The sequence below is a fragment of the Pseudomonas entomophila genome (assembly GCF_023277925.1).
Taxonomy (GTDB): Bacteria; Pseudomonadota; Gammaproteobacteria; order Pseudomonadales; family Pseudomonadaceae; genus Aquipseudomonas; species Aquipseudomonas entomophila_D.
On sequence record NZ_CP063832.1, the window covers coordinates 4,817,472 to 4,835,677 of the forward strand.

The 18,206-nt window shown below is 63.4% G+C and carries 15 protein-coding genes; 6 read left to right on the forward strand and 9 right to left on the reverse strand.

Features of this window, described 5'->3' with window-relative positions; genetic code table 11:
- Positions 1-35: 35 nt before the first annotated feature.
- The 8 genes from IM733_RS21365 to IM733_RS21400 form a co-directional block, all read right to left on the reverse strand.
- Complete coding sequence (locus IM733_RS21365; protein WP_213659293.1) at positions 36-1,958, reverse strand: PrkA family serine protein kinase; 1,923 nt, start codon at positions 1,956-1,958, stop codon at positions 36-38.
- A gap of 283 nt (positions 1,959-2,241) precedes the next feature.
- Positions 2,242-2,571, reverse strand: coding sequence for a thiosulfate sulfurtransferase GlpE (glpE, locus tag IM733_RS21370; protein ID WP_248918383.1), 330 nt, complete (start codon positions 2,569-2,571; stop codon positions 2,242-2,244).
- 13 nt (positions 2,572-2,584) lie between these two features.
- Positions 2,585-3,439, reverse strand: a complete 855-nt coding sequence (locus IM733_RS21375; protein WP_248918384.1) for a symmetrical bis(5'-nucleosyl)-tetraphosphatase — start codon at positions 3,437-3,439, stop codon at positions 2,585-2,587.
- Positions 3,439-3,819, reverse strand: coding sequence for a Co2+/Mg2+ efflux protein ApaG (gene apaG, locus IM733_RS21380; RefSeq protein WP_248918385.1), 381 nt, complete (start codon positions 3,817-3,819; stop codon positions 3,439-3,441). The genes IM733_RS21375 and apaG overlap by 1 nt, the downstream gene beginning before the upstream one ends.
- A 161-nt stretch (positions 3,820-3,980) precedes the next feature.
- On the reverse strand, positions 3,981-4,781 hold the full coding sequence (rsmA, locus tag IM733_RS21385) for a 16S rRNA (adenine(1518)-N(6)/adenine(1519)-N(6))-dimethyltransferase RsmA (protein ID WP_248918386.1): 801 nt from the start codon (positions 4,779-4,781) through the stop codon (positions 3,981-3,983).
- Positions 4,778-5,767, reverse strand: a complete 990-nt coding sequence (pdxA, locus tag IM733_RS21390; protein ID WP_248918387.1) for a 4-hydroxythreonine-4-phosphate dehydrogenase PdxA — start codon at positions 5,765-5,767, stop codon at positions 4,778-4,780. Before pdxA ends, rsmA begins: the two co-directional genes overlap by 4 nt.
- A complete protein-coding gene (surA, locus tag IM733_RS21395) occupies positions 5,764-7,083 on the reverse strand; it encodes a peptidylprolyl isomerase SurA (protein WP_248918388.1) in 1,320 nt (439 codons plus the stop codon). Before surA ends, pdxA begins: the two co-directional genes overlap by 4 nt.
- A complete protein-coding gene (locus tag IM733_RS21400; protein ID WP_248918389.1) occupies positions 7,064-9,898 on the reverse strand; it encodes an LPS-assembly protein LptD in 2,835 nt (944 codons plus the stop codon). Before IM733_RS21400 ends, surA begins: the two co-directional genes overlap by 20 nt.
- Before the next feature lie 132 nt (positions 9,899-10,030).
- On the opposite strand from IM733_RS21400, the gene IM733_RS21405 reads away from it, so the two are divergent.
- Genes IM733_RS21405 through IM733_RS21415 form a run of 3 tightly spaced genes read left to right on the forward strand, consistent with a single transcriptional unit; the run spans position 10,031 to position 12,484 of the window.
- Positions 10,031-11,050, forward strand: coding sequence for an aminoglycoside phosphotransferase family protein (locus tag IM733_RS21405; protein ID WP_248918390.1), 1,020 nt, complete (start codon positions 10,031-10,033; stop codon positions 11,048-11,050).
- Positions 11,047-11,718 (forward strand): N-acetylmuramate alpha-1-phosphate uridylyltransferase MurU, encoded by a 672-nt coding sequence (gene murU, locus IM733_RS21410; RefSeq protein WP_248918391.1) that lies wholly within the window; start codon positions 11,047-11,049, stop codon positions 11,716-11,718. The genes IM733_RS21405 and murU overlap by 4 nt, the downstream gene beginning before the upstream one ends.
- 1 nt (position 11,719) lies before the next feature.
- Positions 11,720-12,484, forward strand: coding sequence for a TerB family tellurite resistance protein (locus tag IM733_RS21415; RefSeq protein WP_248918392.1), 765 nt, complete (start codon positions 11,720-11,722; stop codon positions 12,482-12,484).
- A 156-nt stretch (positions 12,485-12,640) separates the two neighbouring features.
- On the opposite strand, the gene IM733_RS21420 is transcribed toward IM733_RS21415, so the two are convergent.
- A complete protein-coding gene (locus IM733_RS21420) occupies positions 12,641-13,639 on the reverse strand; it encodes an alpha/beta hydrolase family protein (RefSeq protein WP_248918393.1) in 999 nt (332 codons plus the stop codon).
- A 95-nt stretch (positions 13,640-13,734) separates the two neighbouring features.
- On the opposite strand from IM733_RS21420, the gene IM733_RS21425 reads away from it, so the two are divergent.
- The 3 genes from IM733_RS21425 to IM733_RS21435 all read left to right on the forward strand — a co-directional run bounded on the left by IM733_RS21425 (position 13,735) and on the right by IM733_RS21435 (position 18,166).
- A complete protein-coding gene (locus tag IM733_RS21425; RefSeq protein WP_248918394.1) occupies positions 13,735-16,122 on the forward strand; it encodes a PAS domain-containing sensor histidine kinase in 2,388 nt (795 codons plus the stop codon).
- Positions 16,123-16,131: 9 nt separating this feature from the next.
- Positions 16,132-16,764 (forward strand): response regulator, encoded by a 633-nt coding sequence (locus IM733_RS21430; protein WP_248921218.1) that lies wholly within the window; start codon positions 16,132-16,134, stop codon positions 16,762-16,764.
- Between the two features lie 280 nt (positions 16,765-17,044).
- The gene (locus IM733_RS21435; protein ID WP_248918395.1) at positions 17,045-18,166 is read left to right on the forward strand and encodes an ABC transporter ATP-binding protein; all 1,122 of its coding nucleotides are present in this window, start codon (positions 17,045-17,047) and stop codon (positions 18,164-18,166) included.
- Positions 18,167-18,206: the final 40 nt, after the last annotated feature.

Genomic DNA, 18,206 nt, shown 5'->3' on the forward strand with positions numbered 1-18,206 from the left:
CGGGAGCCCGCCGTACCGCACGTGACTTGCCGCCTTTACTGCGATTTCCTGACCCGCAGGTACCATTCCGACAGCAGGCGCACCTGTTTGTCGGTGTAGCCACGCTCCACCATCCGGGTGACGAAGTCGTTGTGTTTCTGTTGATCCTCTTTGCTGGCCTTGGCGTTGAAGCTGATGACGGGCAGCAGATCCTCGGTGTTGGAGAACATTTTTTTCTCGATCACCACCCGCAGCTTCTCGTAGCTCAGCCAGCTGGGGTTCTTGCCATTGTTGTTGGCCCGGGCGCGCAACACGAAGTTGACGATCTCGTTGCGGAAGTCCTTTGGATTGCTGATGCCTGCCGGCTTCTCGATCTTCTCCAGTTCTTCGTTGAGGGCGATGCGGTTGAGGATTTCGCCGGTTTCCGGGTCGCGGTACTCCTGGTCCTGGATCCAGAAGTCGGCGTACAGCACATAACGGTCGAAGATGTTTTGGCCGTATTCGCTGTAGGACTCGAGGTAGGCGGTCTGGATTTCCTTGCCGATGAACTCGATGTAGCGCGGTGCCAGGTACTCCTTCAGGTAGCGCAAGTAACGCTCGCGCACCTCGGCGGGGAACTGCTCCTGCTCGATCTGCTGTTCCAGCACATAAAGCAGGTGCACCGGGTTGGCCGCGATTTCGTGCGGATCGAAGTTGAACACCTTGGACAGGATCTTGAACGCAAAACGCGTCGACAGGCCATTCATGCCCTCGTCGACACCGGCTGAGTCGCGGTACTCCTGGATCGACTTGGCCTTCGGGTCGGTGTCTTTCAGGTTCTCGCCATCGTAGACGCGCATTTTCGAGTAGATGTTGGAGTTTTCCGGCTCCTTCAGGCGCGATAGCACGGTGAACTGGGCGAGCATCTTGAGGGTGTCGGGCGCGCAGTGGGCTTTGGCCAGCGAGCTGTTGACCAGCAGCTTGTCGTAGATCTTGATCTCGTCGCTGACCCGCAGGCAGTACGGGACCTTGACGATGTAGATCCGGTCGATGAACGCTTCGTTGTTCTTGTTGTTGCGGAACGTGTGCCATTCCGACTCGTTGGAGTGGGCCAGCAGGATACCGGTGTAGGGGATGGCCCCCAGGCCTTCGGTACTGTTGTAGTTGCCCTCCTGCGTGGCGGTGAGCAGCGGGTGCAGGACCTTGATCGGTGCCTTGAACATCTCGACGAATTCCATCAAGCCCTGGTTGGCCCGGCACAGAGCGCCCGAGTAGCTGTAGGCGTCGGCATCGTTCTGTGGAAATTCTTCGAGCTTGCGGATGTCCACCTTGCCCACCAGGGCCGAGATATCCTGGTTGTTCTCGTCGCCTGGTTCAGTCTTGGCGATAGCGATCTGGTTGAGTATCGAAGGGTAGAGCTTGACCACCTTGAACTGGCTGATATCACCGCCGAACTCCGCCAGGCGTTTGGTGGCCCAGGGCGACATGATGGTGTTCAGATAGCGTCGTGGTATTCCGAAGTCCTCTTCGAGAATAGCGCCGTCCTCGGTAGCGTTGAACAGCCCCAAGGGCGATTCGAACACCGGCGAGCCCTTGATGGCATAGAACGGTACTCTCTCCATCAACTGCTTGAGTTTTTCGGCCAGCGACGATTTGCCGCCGCCTACCGGGCCCAGCAGGTAGAGGATCTGTTTCTTCTCTTCCAGGCCCTGAGCGGCATGACGGAAGTAGGAGACGATCTGGTCGATGCATTCTTCCATCCCGTGGAAGTCGGCAAAGGTTGGATATCGACGGATTACCTTGTTGGAGAATATCCGCGACAGCCTGGAGTTGCTGGAGGTGTCGATCAGCTCGGGTTCACCGATAGCCATCAACAGCCGCTCGGCCGCCGAGGCATAGGCACTGCGATCTTTCTTGCACAGTTCGAGGTACTCCTGCAGGGTAAGTTCTTCCTGCCGGGTGGACTCGAAACGTTGTTGGAAGTGGCTAAAAATGCTCATGACGTCACCTCGCTCGATACGTGGAGACGACGCCGGATCAGTCAGCTGATGCTGGCATGCAACCGGGCTTGCCGATTGCTGTAAACCCCCCAGAACACCCTGTAACGCTACCGATGACCCGCACGCCGGTGTACCGGCTCTCCCCTTTTTTTGGATGGCCTGCGCTTAAGGATAGTTGGTTATACGCAAGGTCAAGGACGGGGAGCCAAGAAGACGCCTACGACCGTTCGTCAGGTCTGGCGCGAGCCCGCACGGAGCGCGGGCTGCAGGAAAAATGAAAAAATTATTCGGAGCTGCCCTGAGCGGTCTCGCCCGGGTAGGTGTTGCGCCACAGCTCGAAGCCACCATCGATGCTGTAGACGTTGGAGAAGCCCTGGCCGACGAGATAGGCGGCGGCACTCTGGCTGGAATTGCCGTGGTAGCAGACAACCAGTGTAGGCGCATCGAGGTCGGCACTGCGGATGAAATCGGCCACCGAGTGGTTGTCCAGATGAGTGGCGCCGGTGATGTGCCCGGCGGCATAGGCTTGCGGGTCGCGAATGTCGACCACGACCGCACCTTCGGCACGCAGGGCGAGGGCTTGTTCGGGGGTAATACGCTTGAATTCGCTCATGGGTGCGCTTCCTTCAGGGGTGATCGTTGGGGGCTGGTGGGCGAGGGGTGCCCTCGCGGGTGCAATCGCAGCGGTGGTACTCGCCGCTGTCGACGTTGTACAGGGTCATCGCGCCGCCCCAGACGCAACCGGTGTCCAGGGCGATCACGCCCGGTACGTCGACACGGCCTTCGAGGGCGGCCCAGTGGCCGAAGATGATCTTCACGTGCCGCGAGCGGCGGTCCGGGTGGTCGAACCAGGGCTTATAGCCTTTGGGGGCGCTGTCCAGCCCTTCCTTGCTCTTGAGGTCGAGCTTGCCGGCGGCGGTGCAGAAGCGCATGCGGGTGAAGTAGTTGGTGATCACCCGCAGGCGTTCGACACCCGCCAGGTCCTTGCTCCACTTGTTGGGTTCGTTGCCGTACATGCCGTCCAGGTACTGCTTGAGACGACCATCGTCGCGTAGCACTTCCTCGACTTCGGCGGCCAGTTCCAGCGCCTTGCCCAGCGTCCATTGCGGTGGGATGCCGGCATGGACCATGGCAATGCCGCGTGGCTCGTCGTAGTGCAGCAGCTTTTGCCGGCGCAGCCAGTCGAACAGTGAGTCGGCGTCCGGGGCCTCGATGATTTCGCGCAGGGTGTCGCTTTTCTTCAGGCGTTCGACGCTGTGCCAGGCGGCCAGCAGGTGCAGGTCGTGGTTGCCGAGCACGCATACCAGCGAATCACGAATCGAATAGAGATAGCGCAGAGTCTCGAGCGACTCCGGGCCGCGGTTGACCAGGTCGCCCACCAACCATAGGCGGTCGACCGCGGGGTTGAAGCGCACGCGTTCGAGCAGGCACTTGAGTGGCTGCAGGCAACCTTGCAGGTCACCGACCGCGTAGGTGGCCATCAGTGCAGTGCTCCGGGTACGGCCAGGCGGAACGGCGCGATGGTGGCGTCGAAGCGTTTACCGTCCTCGGCGAACATCTGGTAGCTGCCCTGCATGGTGCCGACGCGGGTGCTGATCACCGCGCCGCTGCTGTAGGTGTGGCTCTGGCCGGGCTCGATCAGCGGTTGTTGGCCGATCACGCCCGCGCCCCGGACTTCCTCGACTTCGCCATCGCCGTTGGTGATCAGCCAGTGCCGGGACATCAGCTTGGCTTTCACCGTGCCGTTGTTCTGCACGGTGATGGTGTAGGCGAAGGCGAAACGGTCGTTTTCGGGGTCGGATTGTTCTTTGAGGTAGCGAGTGACGACGCTGACGTCGATCTGGTAGCGGGGGTCGGACATGCAAGGGCCTTGGGCGAACTGACGCAATAACGCAGTCTAGGCCATTGGCGGGGGGGAGGGCCAGCGGTGTGGGGGTGGCTGCTGGCCCGTTCGCCGGCAAGCCGGCTCCTACTATGGGGCATATCGCCTGTAGGAGCCGGCTTGCCGGCGAACGGGGGGTGTCAGCCCTGCTGTTCGGCCAGCTTGTCGGCCAGGCGCACGAACGCGGCCAGGTCCAGTTGCTCGGGGCGCAGGCTGCCATCAACGCCGGCAGCCTCGATGGCTTGGCTGTCGAGCAGGCCTTTGAGCGTGTTGCGCAAGGTCTTGCGGCGTTGGTTGAAGGCTTCGCGCACCACGCGCTCCAGCAACTGCGGGTCCTTGGCCGGGTGTGGCAGGACTTCATGGGGTACCAGGCGCACGATGGCCGAGTCCACTTTCGGTGGTGGGTTGAAGGCGCCGGGGCCTACGTTGAACAGGTGCTCCACGCGGCAGTGGTACTGGACCATGATCGACAGGCGACCCCAGTCACCACCACCAGGGCCTGCGGCCATGCGCTCAACCACTTCTTTCTGCAGCATGAAGTGCATGTCGCGGATCAGGTGGGCGTGGTCCAGCAGGTGGAAGATCAGCGGTGTCGAGATGTTGTAGGGCAAGTTGCCCACCACCTTGAGGCTGCGCTCCGGAACGCCCAACTGGTTGAAATCGAACTTCAGAGCGTCGCCCTGATGCAGGCGGAAATTGCCGCGACCGGCGAACTTGTGTTGCAGGATCGGCACCAGGTCCTTGTCCAGCTCCACCACGTCCAGCTGTGCACCGCTGCCCAGCAGACCCTCGGTGAGGGCGCCCTGGCCTGGGCCGATTTCCAGCAGGTGTTCGCCAGTCTTGGCGTTGATCGCCCGCAGGATGCGGTCGATGATTCCGGCGTCGTGCAGGAAGTTCTGGCCGAAGCGCTTGCGCGCCCGGTGTTGGTAATGCTCGGTCATGGTCGGTTCTCGGCCATCTGGTAGGCGGTTTCTAGGGCGACGCGCAGGCTGCCGGTGTCGATCCGGCCGCTGCCGGCCAGGTCCAGGGCGGTGCCGTGGTCGACCGACGTGCGGATGATCGGCAGGCCCAGCGTCACGTTGACCGCGGCGCCGAAGCCCTTGTACTTGAGCACGGGCAGGCCCTGGTCGTGGTACATCGCCAGCACTGCGTCGCAGTGCTCCAGATATTTTGGGGTAAACAGGGTATCGGCCGGCAGTGGTCCGCGCAGGTCCATGCCTTCCTGGCGCAGGCGCTCCAGGACGGGCTCGATGATGTCGATTTCTTCGCGGCCCAGGTGGCCGCCTTCTCCGGCATGGGGGTTGAGCCCGCAGACCAGGATGCGTGGGGTGTCGATGCCGAACTTGTCGCGCATGTCCGCATGCAGGATGCGGGTGACGCGCTCGAGGCGCTCGGGGGTGATGGCATCGGCGATGTCGCGCAGGGGCAGGTGAGTGGTCACCAGTGCCACGCGCAGGCCTCGTGTCGCCAGCATCATGACCACTTGCGCGGTATGGGTGAGGTCGGCGAGGAACTCGGTGTGCCCGGAGAAGGCGATGCCGCTCTCGTTGATCACCCCCTTGTGCACGGGGGCGGTGATCATCCCGGCGAATTCACCGTTGAGGCAGCCTTGGCCGGCGCGGGTGAGGGTTTCCAGGACGAAAGCGGCGTTGGCCTTGTCCAGTTGCCCTGCCACCACTGGTTTGGCCAGGGGGGTGTCCCAGACATACAGGCTCCCGGCGGGGGCCGGGTGTTCCGGGAAGCTGCCAGGCATGACCGGGCGCAGGTCGACGTCCAGCCCCAGTTGCGTGGCCCGCTCGGCGAGCAGGTCACGGCTGGTGATGGCGATCAGGGGGTGTGGCTGTGCCTCGGCGGCGAGCAGCAGGCACAGGTCTGGGCCTATGCCGGCTGGTTCACCGGGTGTAACGGCGAAGCGCAGGGGCTTCACTGGCCGGCCTGGTCGGCGCCAGGCAGCTTGATTTCAACGTAGGCTTCGTCGCGGATCTGGCGCAGCCAGGTCTGCAGCTCTTCGTCGTACTTGCGGTTGCGCAGGACGTTCATGGCCTGTTGTTCGCGGGCCTGTGCGGTGCTGTCGGTGGCACGACGGCCCAGCACTTCAAGCACGTGCCAGCCATACTGGGTGCGGAACGGGCGGGTGACTTCGCCTTGCTGGGCGTTGGCCATCTGCTCGCGGAACTCCGGCACCAGGCTGTTCGGATCGACCCAGTTGAGGTCGCCACCGTTAAGCGCCGAACCTGGGTCTTCCGAGAAGCTCTTCGCCAGTTCGCCGAAGTCTTCACCGTTCTTGATCCGGTCGTACAGGCGTTCGGCCAGCTGCTCGGTGGCCTTGTCGCTGCGGATCTCGCTCGGTTTGATCAGGATGTGGCGCACATGCACTTCGTCGCGCAGCACGCTGCTTTCGCCACCACGCTTCTCCTCGAGCTTGAGGATGATGAAGCCGTTGGGGATGCGGATTGGCTGTGTGATGTCGCCGACCGCCATGCTGCTGAGCATCTTGGCGAAGTCAGGCGGCAGCTGGCCGGCTTTGCGCCAGCCCATCTCGCCGCCTTCCAGGGCGTTCTCGCTGGCGGAGCGGGCAATGGCCAGTTGGCCGAAGTCCGCGCCCTGGCGCAGTTGCTGGTAGACCTGGCCGGCCTGCTGGGCCGCCGCCTGGATCGCCGTGGAGTTGGCGCTTTCCGGGGTCGGGATGAGGATGTTGGCCAGGCGGTACTCTTCCGAGAGCTGCATCTTGCCCAGGTCCGAGTTCAGGAAGTTCTTCACTTCCTGCTCGGAAACCTGGATGCGCTCGGCCACCCGACGCTGACGCACGCGGCTGATGATCATCTCGCGCTTGATCTGCTCGCGGGCGTCGTCGTACGACAGGCCGTCGTGGGCCAGGGCGGCGCGGAACTGCTCCAGCGACATGCCATTGCGCTGGGCGATGGTGGCGACGGCCTGGTTCAGTTCCTCGTCGGTAATGCGGATGCCCGAGCGCTCGCCGATCTGCAGTTGCAGGTTCTCGACAATCAGGCGTTCCAGTACCTGCTGCTCCAGCGCACTGGTTGGTGGCAGACCACCGCCACGCTTGGCGATGGTCTGCTGCACTTCGTGTACGCGCTGGTCCAGCTGGCTCTGCATGACCACGTCGTTGTCAACGATGGCCACTACACGGTCGATGGGTTGCACCGCGGCATGTACCGCGCCACTCAGCAATACGGCGCCCAGCATCAGCGGGCGCAGACGATCAATAAGCTTGCTCTTCACGGGTACGGTAACCTTGAATGCCTTGGTCCAGGAACGATTCGACCTTGTTGCCTACCACGCCACCTAGGCCTTTCAGCACGATCTGCAGGAAGACACCGTGGTCACCCTTCTCGTTGCTTGGGGTGGCTTGGCTGAAGTCGTCGTAGTCCAGCCAGTAACGGTTGATCAGGCGCAGCTTCCAGCAGCAGTTGTCATACTCGAAACCGCCCATCGCTTCGAGCGTGCGGTTGCGGTTGTAGTCGTGCTGCCAGCGCGCGATGACGCTCCATTGCGGCACGATCGGCCAGATGACCGAGAAGTCGTGCTGCTGGATCTTGTAGTAGTCCTTGATGTAGTTCGGCTGGCCTGGCGTGCCGTAGTCGCCGCCACCCACTTTCCAGGTGCCGGTCAGTGAGTCGTAGGTGACCAGGTCGTTACGATAGCGATATCCGAGGTTGACGACCTTGTTCGGATTGTCCTCAGGCTGGTAGTGGAACATCGCGCTTCCCGAACGGGTGCTGCGGCTGTCCGGATCCCAGTTGAAGTCCGAGTTGAAGCGCCAGTCACGGTTGAAGGCGTATTCGTATTCCAGCGCATACGGCGAGACGTCCGACAGACTGTCCTTGCGAGTGCGGTAGTCGATACCAGGCAGTTGGACCTTGCGATCCTTGAGGTAGTAAGCCTGGCCGATACTGAAGCGCTGACGTTGGAAGCCGTTGTCTTCGATCCAGCGGTTGGTCACGCCCAGCGACAGTTTGTTCTCGTCACCGATCCGGTCCGTGCCGCTGAAGCGATTGTCACGGAACAGCGAGGCATAGTTGAAGGTGTTTTCAGCCGTGTCGAACAGCGGGATGTCCTTCTGGTCCTGATAGGGGACGTAGAGATAGAACAGGCGCGGCTCGAGTGTCTGGCGATAGTGCGTGCCAAACAGCTGGGTGTTCCGGTCGAAGTAAAGACCGCTGTCGACGCTGAAGACGGGGATATCACGATTCAGTGTGCTGTTGTAGCTGCCGTAGCCGGCAATTGACGACTGTGCTGCCGCCTGCGCCTTGCCTTGGCTGTCCAGGTCCAGGTCGTAGTGGGTATAGACGTATTTCAGCTTCGGCGTGATATAGCCATAGCTGGCGCCCATCGGCAGGCTGATCGAAGGTGCCGCGTTCAGGCGGGTGCCATTGGCACGGGCAATGCCGCTGACACTTTCATCGATACGGCGGCCGCCGATGATATTGCCATTCGGATCGAACACATACCCCAGCGATCCATCCGCCTCGCCGTCCTTGTTGAACACCAGGTCGTTCTTCAGGTCGCGGTCGAAGCGGACGGCTTCGGTCTCGTAACTGAAGTCGAGCCCACCTGGATGGTAAGGCAGCATCCCGTTGAAGGTGACTTGTGGCAGCCTGTCGTACGGCGTGATCTGCGAAATGGTCGCCATTTCGTAGGCGTGGACATTCAAACCAGCGGAATAGTTGTCACCACGATAGGTGAGCGTGCCCCGTTGGTTGATGAAGTCTCGCTTCTGCACACCGATCTGGTCCGTTTCCAGATCCTGGAAGTAGAACGGATCACTGATATCGGTGTAGTCCACCTCGGCCATCAGGCGCTCGTCCAGGCCGCCCTTGTGCTGCCAGTTGACCATCCAGCGCTCTTTCTTGTAGTCCGTCTGCAGCTTGCGGTCATCGCTCTCGTCGTTGAGATACGCGCCGCCGAATTGACCTTCGCTGGACTTGGTCAGGTAACGGAACTCGCCTTCCATGAGCATGCCGCGCTTGGCCATGTAGCGCGGGTACAACGTGGCATCGTAGTTAGGTGCCAGGTTGAAGTAGTACGGTGTGACCAGCATGAAGCCGGTGTCGCTGCTGGTGCTGAACGACGGCGGCAGGAAACCGGACTGGCGGCGGTCATCGATCGGGAAGTAGATGTACGGTGTGTAGAACACCGGGAAATCCTTGACCCGCAGCGTCACGTTGGTCGCGGTGCCGAAACCGGTGGCAGGGTTCAAGGTGATGTTGTTGCCCTTGAGCTGCCATGCGTTGCTGCCCGGCTCACAGGTGGTATAGGTACCGTCCTTGAGGCGGATGATGGCGTTTTCCGCGCGCTTGGCGTACAGGGCGTTGCCGCGGATGTGCGACTTGTGCATCACGTATTCGGCGTTGTCGACCCGGGCTTCGCCGGTGTCGAGCTGGATCTGCGCCTCGTCGCCGACTACCAGCGAGCCATTGTCGCGGATCTTGACGTTACCCTTGAGCTCGCCGCGGTTCTCGGCCTGGTACAGGTTGGCCTCGTCGGCCTCGGCCTGCATGCTGCCCTGGCGCATGACCACGTCACCTGCAAGCGTCGCGATCTGCTGCTCTTGCTGGTACTTGGAGACCTTGGCGTTGATGTAGGTGGGCGACTCGTCCTTGGGCGTGGTGTCGTTCATGCCCGGGCGGGTCGGCTCGATGTAGGCGCCGCCGCAGTACGGGCCGGTCTCGGCCAGTTGCGCGGCGGTGAGCTTCTCGCGCGGCACCCAGTCCAGATGGCTGTAGTCTTCGCTGCGCGACTTCAGGCCGCGACCTTTGGCCTCGGTGACCAGCATCGGTTTTTCGGCCTGCGCCTCACCGCCTTCGCCCGGCGCCTCGGCGCCTGAACTCGCGGCGGCAGCACCCGGGTGCACCGGGCGTGGCGGCAGGTTGCCGGTAGCCTTGGGCTTGCAGTCCCAGCCACCGGCGGCGGACACTTGGCAGTCGAACTGCTCGGCCGCCACCACGTACGACGTGGCCAGGGGTTGCAGTGCCAGCAGACCGCCAGTCACCAGCAACGGAAACTTTCTACGAAACGCGGGGGATTTCAATGCCATCTTATTAGTCCGGGCTTCCTGCGTGCCATCTGCCCGCGTGTGGGGGCCGCACGCCTCTCGATGGTCTGAAAAAGATGCTGGATAATAAAGCATGACCCGCTTGACGGCTAGGGCCGTCGGAGAACCCTTGTAATGCCCGATCACGATGTACGCCTGCAACAACTGACCGCCTGGCTCGCCGGGCAGCTCGAGAGTCTGTTCCGCAACAACGCCTGGGGCGAGGTGCCCGAAGGCAGCCTGACCGCCGCCAGCAGCGATGCGAGTTTCCGCCGCTACTTCCGTTGGGAAGGCGCGAGCCACAGCTTCGTGATCATGGATGCCCCACCTCCCCAGGAAAACTGCCGGCCATTCGTCGACATCGATCATCTGCTGGCCAGTGCCGGGGTAAACGTCCCGGTGATCCATGGCCAGGACCTGGAGCGTGGCTTCCTGCTGTTGGGCGACCTTGGGCGCCAGACCTACCTTGACATCATCGATCAGGACAACGCCGACGCCTTGTTTGCCGATGCCATCGAGGCATTGCTGGCCTTCCAGCGCCTGCCGATGGACGCACCGCTGCCCAGCTACGATGTCGCGCTGCTGCACCGTGAACTGGAGCTGTTCCCCGAGTGGTACGTCGGGCGGGCGCTCGGCCTGCAACTGAGCGCGGCTCAGCAGGCTACCTGGCAACGGGTGAGCCAACTGCTGATCGACAGTGCCCTGGCCCAGCCCAAGGTACTGGTGCACCGCGACTACATGCCGCGCAACCTGATGCACAGTGCCCCCAACCCCGGTGTGCTGGACTTCCAGGATGCGGTCTACGGTCCTGTAACCTACGACATCACTTGCCTGTTCAAGGATGCCTTCCTCAGTTGGCCTCAGGCGCGCGTCGAGGGCTGGTTGCGCAATTACTGGGACAAGGCGCGGGCCGCGGGTATTCCGGTCCAGGACGACTTCGAGGCGTTCCACCGCGCCAGCGACCTGATGGGTGTGCAGCGTCACCTCAAGGTGATCGGTATCTTCGCGCGAATTTGCCACCGTGATGGCAAGCCACGCTATCTCACCGATGTGCCGCGCTTCTTCACCTATATAGATGAAGTGATCGCCCGACGCCCCGAATTGGCCGAGCTGGGGCAACTGATTGCCGAACTCCAAGGCGAGGCGCGCCCATGAAGGCGATGATCCTGGCAGCAGGCAAGGGCGAGCGTATGCGCCCATTGACCCTGCATACCCCCAAGCCACTGGTGCCCGCCGCCGGCAAGCCACTGATCGAGTACCATCTCGAGGCGCTGGCCCGGGCCGGCGTGCGCGATGTCGTCATCAATCACGCCTGGCTTGGTCAACAGATCGAGGATCATCTGGGGGATGGTAGCCGTTTCGGGTTGAGCATCCGTTATTCGCCGGAGGGCGAGCCGCTGGAGACCGGCGGCGGGATCTTCAAGGCCCTGCCGTTGCTGGGGGGCGCGCCGTTCCTGCTGGTCAACGGCGATATCTGGACGGATTACGACTTCCGGGCGCTGAACGCCCCCCTGCAGGGCCAGGCGCACCTGGTGCTGGTCGATAACCCCGGGCACCACGGCCGCGGCGATTTCCGGCTGCTGGATGGGCAGGTGGTCGACGGCGACGATGCGCCAGGCACGTTGACGTTCAGCGGCATTTCCGTGCTCGACCCTTCGCTGTTCGATGGCTGTCAGGCGGGAGCCTTCAAATTGGCCCCGTTGCTGCGCAAGGCCATGGTCGAGGGGCGGGTAAGTGGTGAGCATTTTGCTGGGCACTGGGTCGATGTCGGCACCCTCGAACGTCTGGCCGATGTCGAGCGCCTGATCGGAGCGAATACCTGAAATGTGGTGGCCAAGCACAGTGATTGGTGCCGGGGCCGGTTTCGCCGTGGCCAGCATTCCTGGGGCACTGCTCGGGGCGCTGCTGGGCCAGGCCATGGATCGGCGCCTGCGTCTTCAGGGATGGGACGATATGCGCGAGCGCCTGGGTGGCCGCCCGGCGTTGCGTGATGACGAACTGCTGTTCGTGCTGCTTGGGCGCCTGGCCAAGAGCGATGGTCGGGTGGCCGAAGGGCATATCCAGCAAGCCCGCCAGGAGATGATCCGCCTGGATCTTGGGGAGCCTGCGCGTCGGCGGGCCATTGCGGCGTTCAATCGTGGCAAGGCGGGCAAGGATCGGTTGGGTCATCACCTGCGCCGGATCAAGCTGCAGCCCCATGCCGCGGAAGGTACCTTGCGCGCCTGTTGGCGGATGGTCTGGGCCGATGGCAAGGCGGGGCGCCAGGAGCGTGACTTGCTGTTGGGCTGGGGCGAGCAGTTGGGGCTTAGCCGCAGCCAGGTGCAGGCGCTGTCGTTGGAGTACGAGCCGCGAAAGGCGTCGCTCGAAGGCGGCACGATGACCTATGCGGCAGCCTTGCGCCTGTTGGGTGTGGAGGCGGATACCGACACCGACCAGGTCAAGCAGGCCTATCGCCGCCTGCTCAGTCGCCACCACCCGGACAAACTGGTGGGCAGTGGCGCCAGCGAGGCGAAGGTGCGCGAGGCGACCGAGCTGACGCGCGAGCTGCACCAGGCCTTTGCCATGGTCCGTAAGCGTCGGGGTTTGTAAGGGGGCTATCGTCGGCACCTGAGGGGGCGACCGTATTGTGCTGGCGGTACTGGCCCTTTCGCCAGCAAGGCCGGCCCCTACAGGTGTGGCGCTAGTCTTTAGACAGCTTCGGTCCCTGTGGGAGCGGGTTTACCCGCGAAGCCGCCACCGCCGTCGTCACTCTTCCTTGGGCGTCAGCCACCCACGTACCCGGCGCAGCAGTTGTTCCTGCTCCGCTGCCTTGTTGCCCGGCATGGCCATCAGCGAGACCTGGCGATACTGGCTGTCCTTTTGCCGCTTGCTTGCCTGCAGGCGCTGCTGGGCGGCCTGGCTGTCCTGGGGGCGGCTGGCGTAGTAGATGTCGGCGGTCGGTACTTTCAAGGTCGGTGTCAGGCTTTGCAGGTCCTGCTCGACCCTTGCCGGCGTCTGTGCGCCTACCATCACCAGTTTCTGCACCTGCGGCGGCTGCTTCTCGCTGAGGTAGCGCGCGGCCCAGTAGGCACCGCTGCCATTGCCGAGCAGGACGATGCTGCGCGCCTTTTGCTGCTGTGCGTAGGCCACGGCGGCGTCAAGGCGAGCGAAGATCCGCTCGGCATCGGCCTGGTCGCTGTGTTCGTCGGCTTCGACCGCGTCGGTGCTCTCGGCGGCGTCCGCCTCAGGAGCAGTGGCTTGGGCGACGTTGGCGTTGGCGTCCGCTGGCGTATCCTTGGCCGGTGCCGACTCTCCCTCAGGCTTTTGCGCTGCGGGGGCCGGCTTGGCCTCGACCCGTGCTTGTGGGCGCTCGGCCAAAAGGTCCGGCAGGCTCAGGCTCAGGGTGTGCCAGCCTACATCCGGGAAGCCCCGGCGCAATGGGCCGACGGTATTCGGCCAGTCGGCCGTCTCACCCGCGCCCGGGACGATGATCACGGCGCCTTTCGGGTCGCTATCGTTGGCGGGTTTCCACAGCGCCAGGAAGTTCTCGCCATTGGCCTGCAAGGTCTGCTGCTCGGCCTTGGGCGCCTGGCGTTCGAGGGCCAGGGCGTCGTCCTGGCTGCGTTCGGCCAGCGGCGCGCGCGGGGTGGGCGCGGCGGCCTCGGTGGCAGCTTCTGTTTTCTCGGTATCGGCGGCCTGAGCGCCGAGGGGCAGGAGCGAGGCCAGGCAGAACATTGCCAGCGTCGTGCGATAAAGTGTGAACATGAATCAACCCAAGGCCAGAATAATACCGGCAGCCTAATAGTATTTGCCCGCGACGGCCACGCCAGGTGGCCATCCTTGCCAAGACGAGCGTATAGATGAAGCGAGTGCGTTGCCTGTGGGTTATCGGCTGGTTGTGTCTACCCTTGATCGCGTTGGCTAGGCCGCAGGCGCCCCCCGTGGTTGTGCTGGAGCCTGCCCAGCAGCAATGGCTGGATGCGCACCGCAGCCTGCGCGTCGGGTTCGTGCTGCAGGCGCCTTACGCGCAGTTCGATCGCCGTCTCCAGCAGTACTACGGCGCGAACGTCGAACTGGTCGATGAACTGGCCCAGGCGCTCCGGCTGGACCTGACCTGGCGCGGGTTCACCGACGAAGCGGCCCTCGAGCATGCCTTGCAGGCGAGCGAGATCGACTTTGCCCCTGGGCTCGCCCAGACGCCGGCCAGCCTGCGCAACTGGTTGTTCAGCGACCCGTACATGCGTGTGCCGCAGTTGGTGGTGGGGATGCGCAGTGGCGCGGTGGCGGTGGAACTGGAGAAGTTGACCGCCAATGACCGGGTCGCGGTTCGCATGCCCTCCAGGTTGGCGGATTACCTGCGTGGCAACTACACCAACCTCAACCTGCAAGGCGTGCCCAGCGAGCGTGAGGCGTTGCAACTGGTGCTGGGCGGTCAGGCCGGTTTCGCCGTGCTCGATGAAGCGCAACTCAGCCGTCTTTCCCGTGAAAGCGAGTTCAGTGACCTGGCTGTTGTGGGCGACATCGGCCTGCCCCAGCTGCTGCGGATCGGCTCGCGACGAGACTGGCCGATGCTCGCTGACATTCTCGAGCGCGGCCTGCAGGCGATGCCGGCCAAGCGCCTGGAGCAACTGCATCAACGCTGGTTGCAACCCAAGTACCCACGTTTTTCCGAGTCGACCGGATTCTGGCAGAACCTCGCGCTGTTGTTCGGTCTGTTGCTGCTTTGCGCCTTGGCCACGCTGGTGTGGCAGCGTCGCCAGCAGCGGGGGGTGGAACGGGCCTTGCTGGCGGCTCGCGAGACGCTGATCGAGCGCCAGGTGCGGGAAGAGGCGCTGCGCCTGAGCCAGTTCTCCATCGACCAGAGCACGGTCGGTATCTTCTGGGTCAACTGGGACAGCCATGTGCGCTACGCCAATCACGCGGCCGAGCGCATGCTCGGGTTCGACGAGGGGGCGTTGATCGAGCGGCCGCTGAGCGACGTCGAGCCCAGCCTCAGCATGGATCGCTGGCTGGCACTATGGAAGCGGGCGCGCAGCGGCGAGGGTGGGGAACTGCAGTTCGAGAGCCAATGTGTGCGCGCCGACGGTAGCCAATTGCCGGTGGACCTGTCGCTGTCGTTCCTGCGCTTTCGCGATGCCGAGTACCTGGTGGTGTTTCTTTCCGATGTCACCGAGCGCCGCCGAGCCCTTGAAGAGCTGCGTGAAAGCGAAGCGCGCCTCAAGGGTATCGCCGGCAATGTGCCGGGGCTGGTGTTCCGCCTAGAGCGCGACCCGGCCGAAGGCGACCCGGAGTTTCCCTACATCAGCGAGGGCAGCGAAGCTCTCGTCGGCTATAGCCCTGCGGCCATCCAGCACCCGCAGATGGGGCTGCGCAATCTGGTCCACCCCGAGGATCGCGGCGACTACCACCGCGTCCAGAACCTGGCCTTGGCGACTGACCAGGATTGGTCCTGGCAAGGACGAATCCTGACGCGCGAGGGCGAACAGCGCTGGGCCGACATCAAGGCCACCACCCGCCGCCTGGTCGATGGGCGCATGGTCTGGGACGGGGTGGTCTGGGACATCACCCAGGGCAAGCAGGCGGAACTTGCTTTGGCGAACTCCCAGGAGCAGCTTCGCGAGCTGTCGGCGCACCTGGAAAGCGTACGTGAAGAAGAAAAAGCCCGCATCGCCCGTGAAGTGCACGACGAGCTAGGGCAGATGCTCACGGTGCTCAAGCTGGAAGTGTCGATGTGCGAGCTGGCCTATGGTGAGTTGGACGCAGGGCTCAACGAGCGGCTGGCTAGCATGAAGCGCCTGATCGCCCAGCTGTTCCAGCTGGTGCGCGATGTGGCCACCGCTTTGCGCCCGCCAATCCTCGACGCTGGCATCGCCTCGGCGATCGAGTGGCAAGCCCGGCGTTTCGAGGCGCGCACGCAGATCCCTTGCCTGGTGCAGGTGCCGGACAATCTGCCTCCCTTGAGTGATGCCAAGGCCACGGGCCTGTTCCGCATCCTTCAGGAGGCGCTGACCAATGTGATACGCCATGCTCAGGCACACACGGTGCAGATCGAACTGGTGCGCGAGGGCGGGCAACTGCGCTTGACGGTCATCGACGATGGTAAGGGCTTCATACCGGGCGAGGCGCGGCCTACCTCGTTCGGCCTGGTGGGTGTGCGTGAACGTGTGCTGATGCTGGGCGGCAGCATGAGCCTGGACAGCGAGCCGGGCGAGGGCACCAGCCTGAGCGTGGCGATTCCTTTGGTGTAGGAGAAAACGATCGTGATTCGAGTGCTGGTGGCGGAAGACCACACCATCGTCCGGGAAGGCATCAAGCAGTTGATCGGCCTGGCCAGGGACATGCAGGTGGCGGGCGAGGCGAGTAACGGCGAGCAATTGTTGGAGACGCTGCGTCACACGCCCTGCGAGGTGGTGTTGCTGGATATCTCCATGCCGGGGGTGAATGGCCTGGAGGCGATCCCACGGATCCGCGCGTTGAACAACCCGCCGGCGATCCTGATGCTGTCGATGCACGACGAGGCGCAGATGGCGGCCCGGGCGCTGAAGGCCGGCGCGGCGGGCTATGCCACAAAGGATAGCGATCCGGCGCTGTTGCTCACCGCCATTCGCCGGGTGGCCGGGGGCGGGCGCTATATCGACCCGGCCCTGGCCGACCGCATGGTGTTCGAGGTTGGCCTGACCGAGACCCGGCCCTTGCATACCCTGCTGTCGGAGCGCGAGTTCTCGGTGTTCGAGCGCCTGGCCCAGGGCGCCAACGTCAACGACATCGCCCAGCAGTTGGCGCTGTCGAGCAAGACCATCAGCACCCACAAGGCGCGCTTGATGCAGAAGCTCAAAGTCAACTCGCTGGCGGAGCTGGTGAAGTACGCCATGGAGCACAAGCTGGTGTGAGTGTTCTGGTTGCGACAAGGGCTTTTACGCGATCTCACCGTAGGAGCAGCTTTAGCCGCGATGCAAGCGCCGCTGTCTCTGGTACCCGCTTCGCGGGTGATCGCGGCTGAAGCCGCCCCTACAAAGATAGAGTTACCTGAAAACGCCATCCATGTAGGGCGATCCCTACAGCAAGTCTTCCATCCGGATGATGACATTCTCTCAGCGCCCCCGATTTTCGGGCGTTCTTGCCTCTTCTACGCTTCTACCCACGCAGTCATTCCAACAAGAAGGTACAGGCATGAGCGAGGCGAATTCGAACGCGGCCAGCGAGACGCTGGTCAGCTTCCGGGGCGTGCAGAAGAGCTACGACGGCGAATCGCTGATCGTCAAGGACCTCAACCTCGATATCCGCAAGGGCGAGTTCCTCACCCTGCTCGGGCCGTCCGGCTCGGGCAAGACCACCAGCCTGATGATGCTGGCCGGCTTCGAAACCCCCACCGCCGGCGAGATCCAACTGGCCGGGCGCTCGATCAACAACGTGCCGCCGCACAAGCGCGATATCGGCATGGTGTTCCAGAACTACGCGTTGTTCCCGCACATGACCGTGGCTGAGAACCTGGCCTTCCCGCTGACCGTGCGCAACCTGAGCAAGACCGACATCAGTGAGCGGGTCAAGCGCGTGCTCAACATGGTCCAGCTCGACGCCTTCGCCAAGCGCTACCCCGGCCAGCTGTCCGGTGGCCAGCAGCAGCGTGTGGCGCTGGCCCGGGCCCTGGTGTTCGAGCCGCAGCTGGTGCTGATGGACGAACCACTCGGCGCGTTGGACAAGCAATTGCGTGAACACATGCAGATGGAGATCAAGCACATCCACCAGCGCCTTGGCGTGACCGTGGTTTATGTAACCCACGATCAGGGCGAGGCGCTGACCATGTCCGACCGGGTGGCAGTGTTCCATCAGGGCGAGATCCAGCAGATCGCCGACCCGCGCACCCTCTACGAAGAGCCGTGCAACACCTTCGTCGCCAACTTCATTGGCGAGAACAACCGCATCAACGGCACCCTGCTGGCCAGCGATGGTAAGCGCTGCCAGGTGCAATTGGCCCGTGGCGAGCGGGTCGAGGCGCTGGCGGTGAACGTCGGCCAGGCCGGCGAGCCGGTCACCCTGTCGATCCGCCCCGAGCGCGTGCGGCTGAACGGCCACAGCGAAAGCTGCGTCAACCGCTTCTCCGGCCGCGTGGCCGAATTCATCTACCTGGGCGACCACGTGCGGGTGCGCCTGGAAGTCTGCGGCAAGGCCGACTTCTTCGTGAAGCAGCCGATCGCCGAGCTCGACCCGGCCCTGGCCGTGGGCGATGTGGTACCGCTGGGCTGGGAGGTGGAGCACGCCCGCGCGCTCGATCCGATTGCACAAGCCCATTGATGGATTGCTTCACCAACCCTGCACTGTGGAGAGAATAATA

Excerpts from the sequence above, each read along its gene's own strand:
- IM733_RS21365 (WP_213659293.1), bottom strand. The coding sequence starts at position 1,958 with ATGAGCATTTTTAGCCACTTCCAACAACGTTTCGAGTCCACCCGGCAG.
- glpE (WP_248918383.1), bottom strand. The coding sequence starts at position 2,571 with ATGAGCGAATTCAAGCGTATTACCCCCGAACAAGCCCTCGCCCTGCGT.
- IM733_RS21375 (WP_248918384.1), bottom strand. The coding sequence starts at position 3,439 with ATGGCCACCTACGCGGTCGGTGACCTGCAAGGTTGCCTGCAGCCACTC.
- apaG (WP_248918385.1), bottom strand. The coding sequence starts at position 3,819 with ATGTCCGACCCCCGCTACCAGATCGACGTCAGCGTCGTCACTCGCTAC.
- rsmA (WP_248918386.1), bottom strand. The coding sequence starts at position 4,781 with ATGACCGAGCATTACCAACACCGGGCGCGCAAGCGCTTCGGCCAGAAC.
- IM733_RS21400 (WP_248918389.1), bottom strand. The coding sequence starts at position 9,898 with ATGGCATTGAAATCCCCCGCGTTTCGTAGAAAGTTTCCGTTGCTGGTG.
- IM733_RS21405 (WP_248918390.1), top strand. The coding sequence starts at position 10,031 with ATGCCCGATCACGATGTACGCCTGCAACAACTGACCGCCTGGCTCGCC.
- murU (WP_248918391.1), top strand. The coding sequence starts at position 11,047 with ATGAAGGCGATGATCCTGGCAGCAGGCAAGGGCGAGCGTATGCGCCCA.
- IM733_RS21415 (WP_248918392.1), top strand. The coding sequence starts at position 11,720 with ATGTGGTGGCCAAGCACAGTGATTGGTGCCGGGGCCGGTTTCGCCGTG.
- IM733_RS21420 (WP_248918393.1), bottom strand. The coding sequence starts at position 13,639 with ATGTTCACACTTTATCGCACGACGCTGGCAATGTTCTGCCTGGCCTCG.
- IM733_RS21425 (WP_248918394.1), top strand. The coding sequence starts at position 13,735 with ATGAAGCGAGTGCGTTGCCTGTGGGTTATCGGCTGGTTGTGTCTACCC.
- IM733_RS21435 (WP_248918395.1), top strand. The coding sequence starts at position 17,045 with ATGAGCGAGGCGAATTCGAACGCGGCCAGCGAGACGCTGGTCAGCTTC.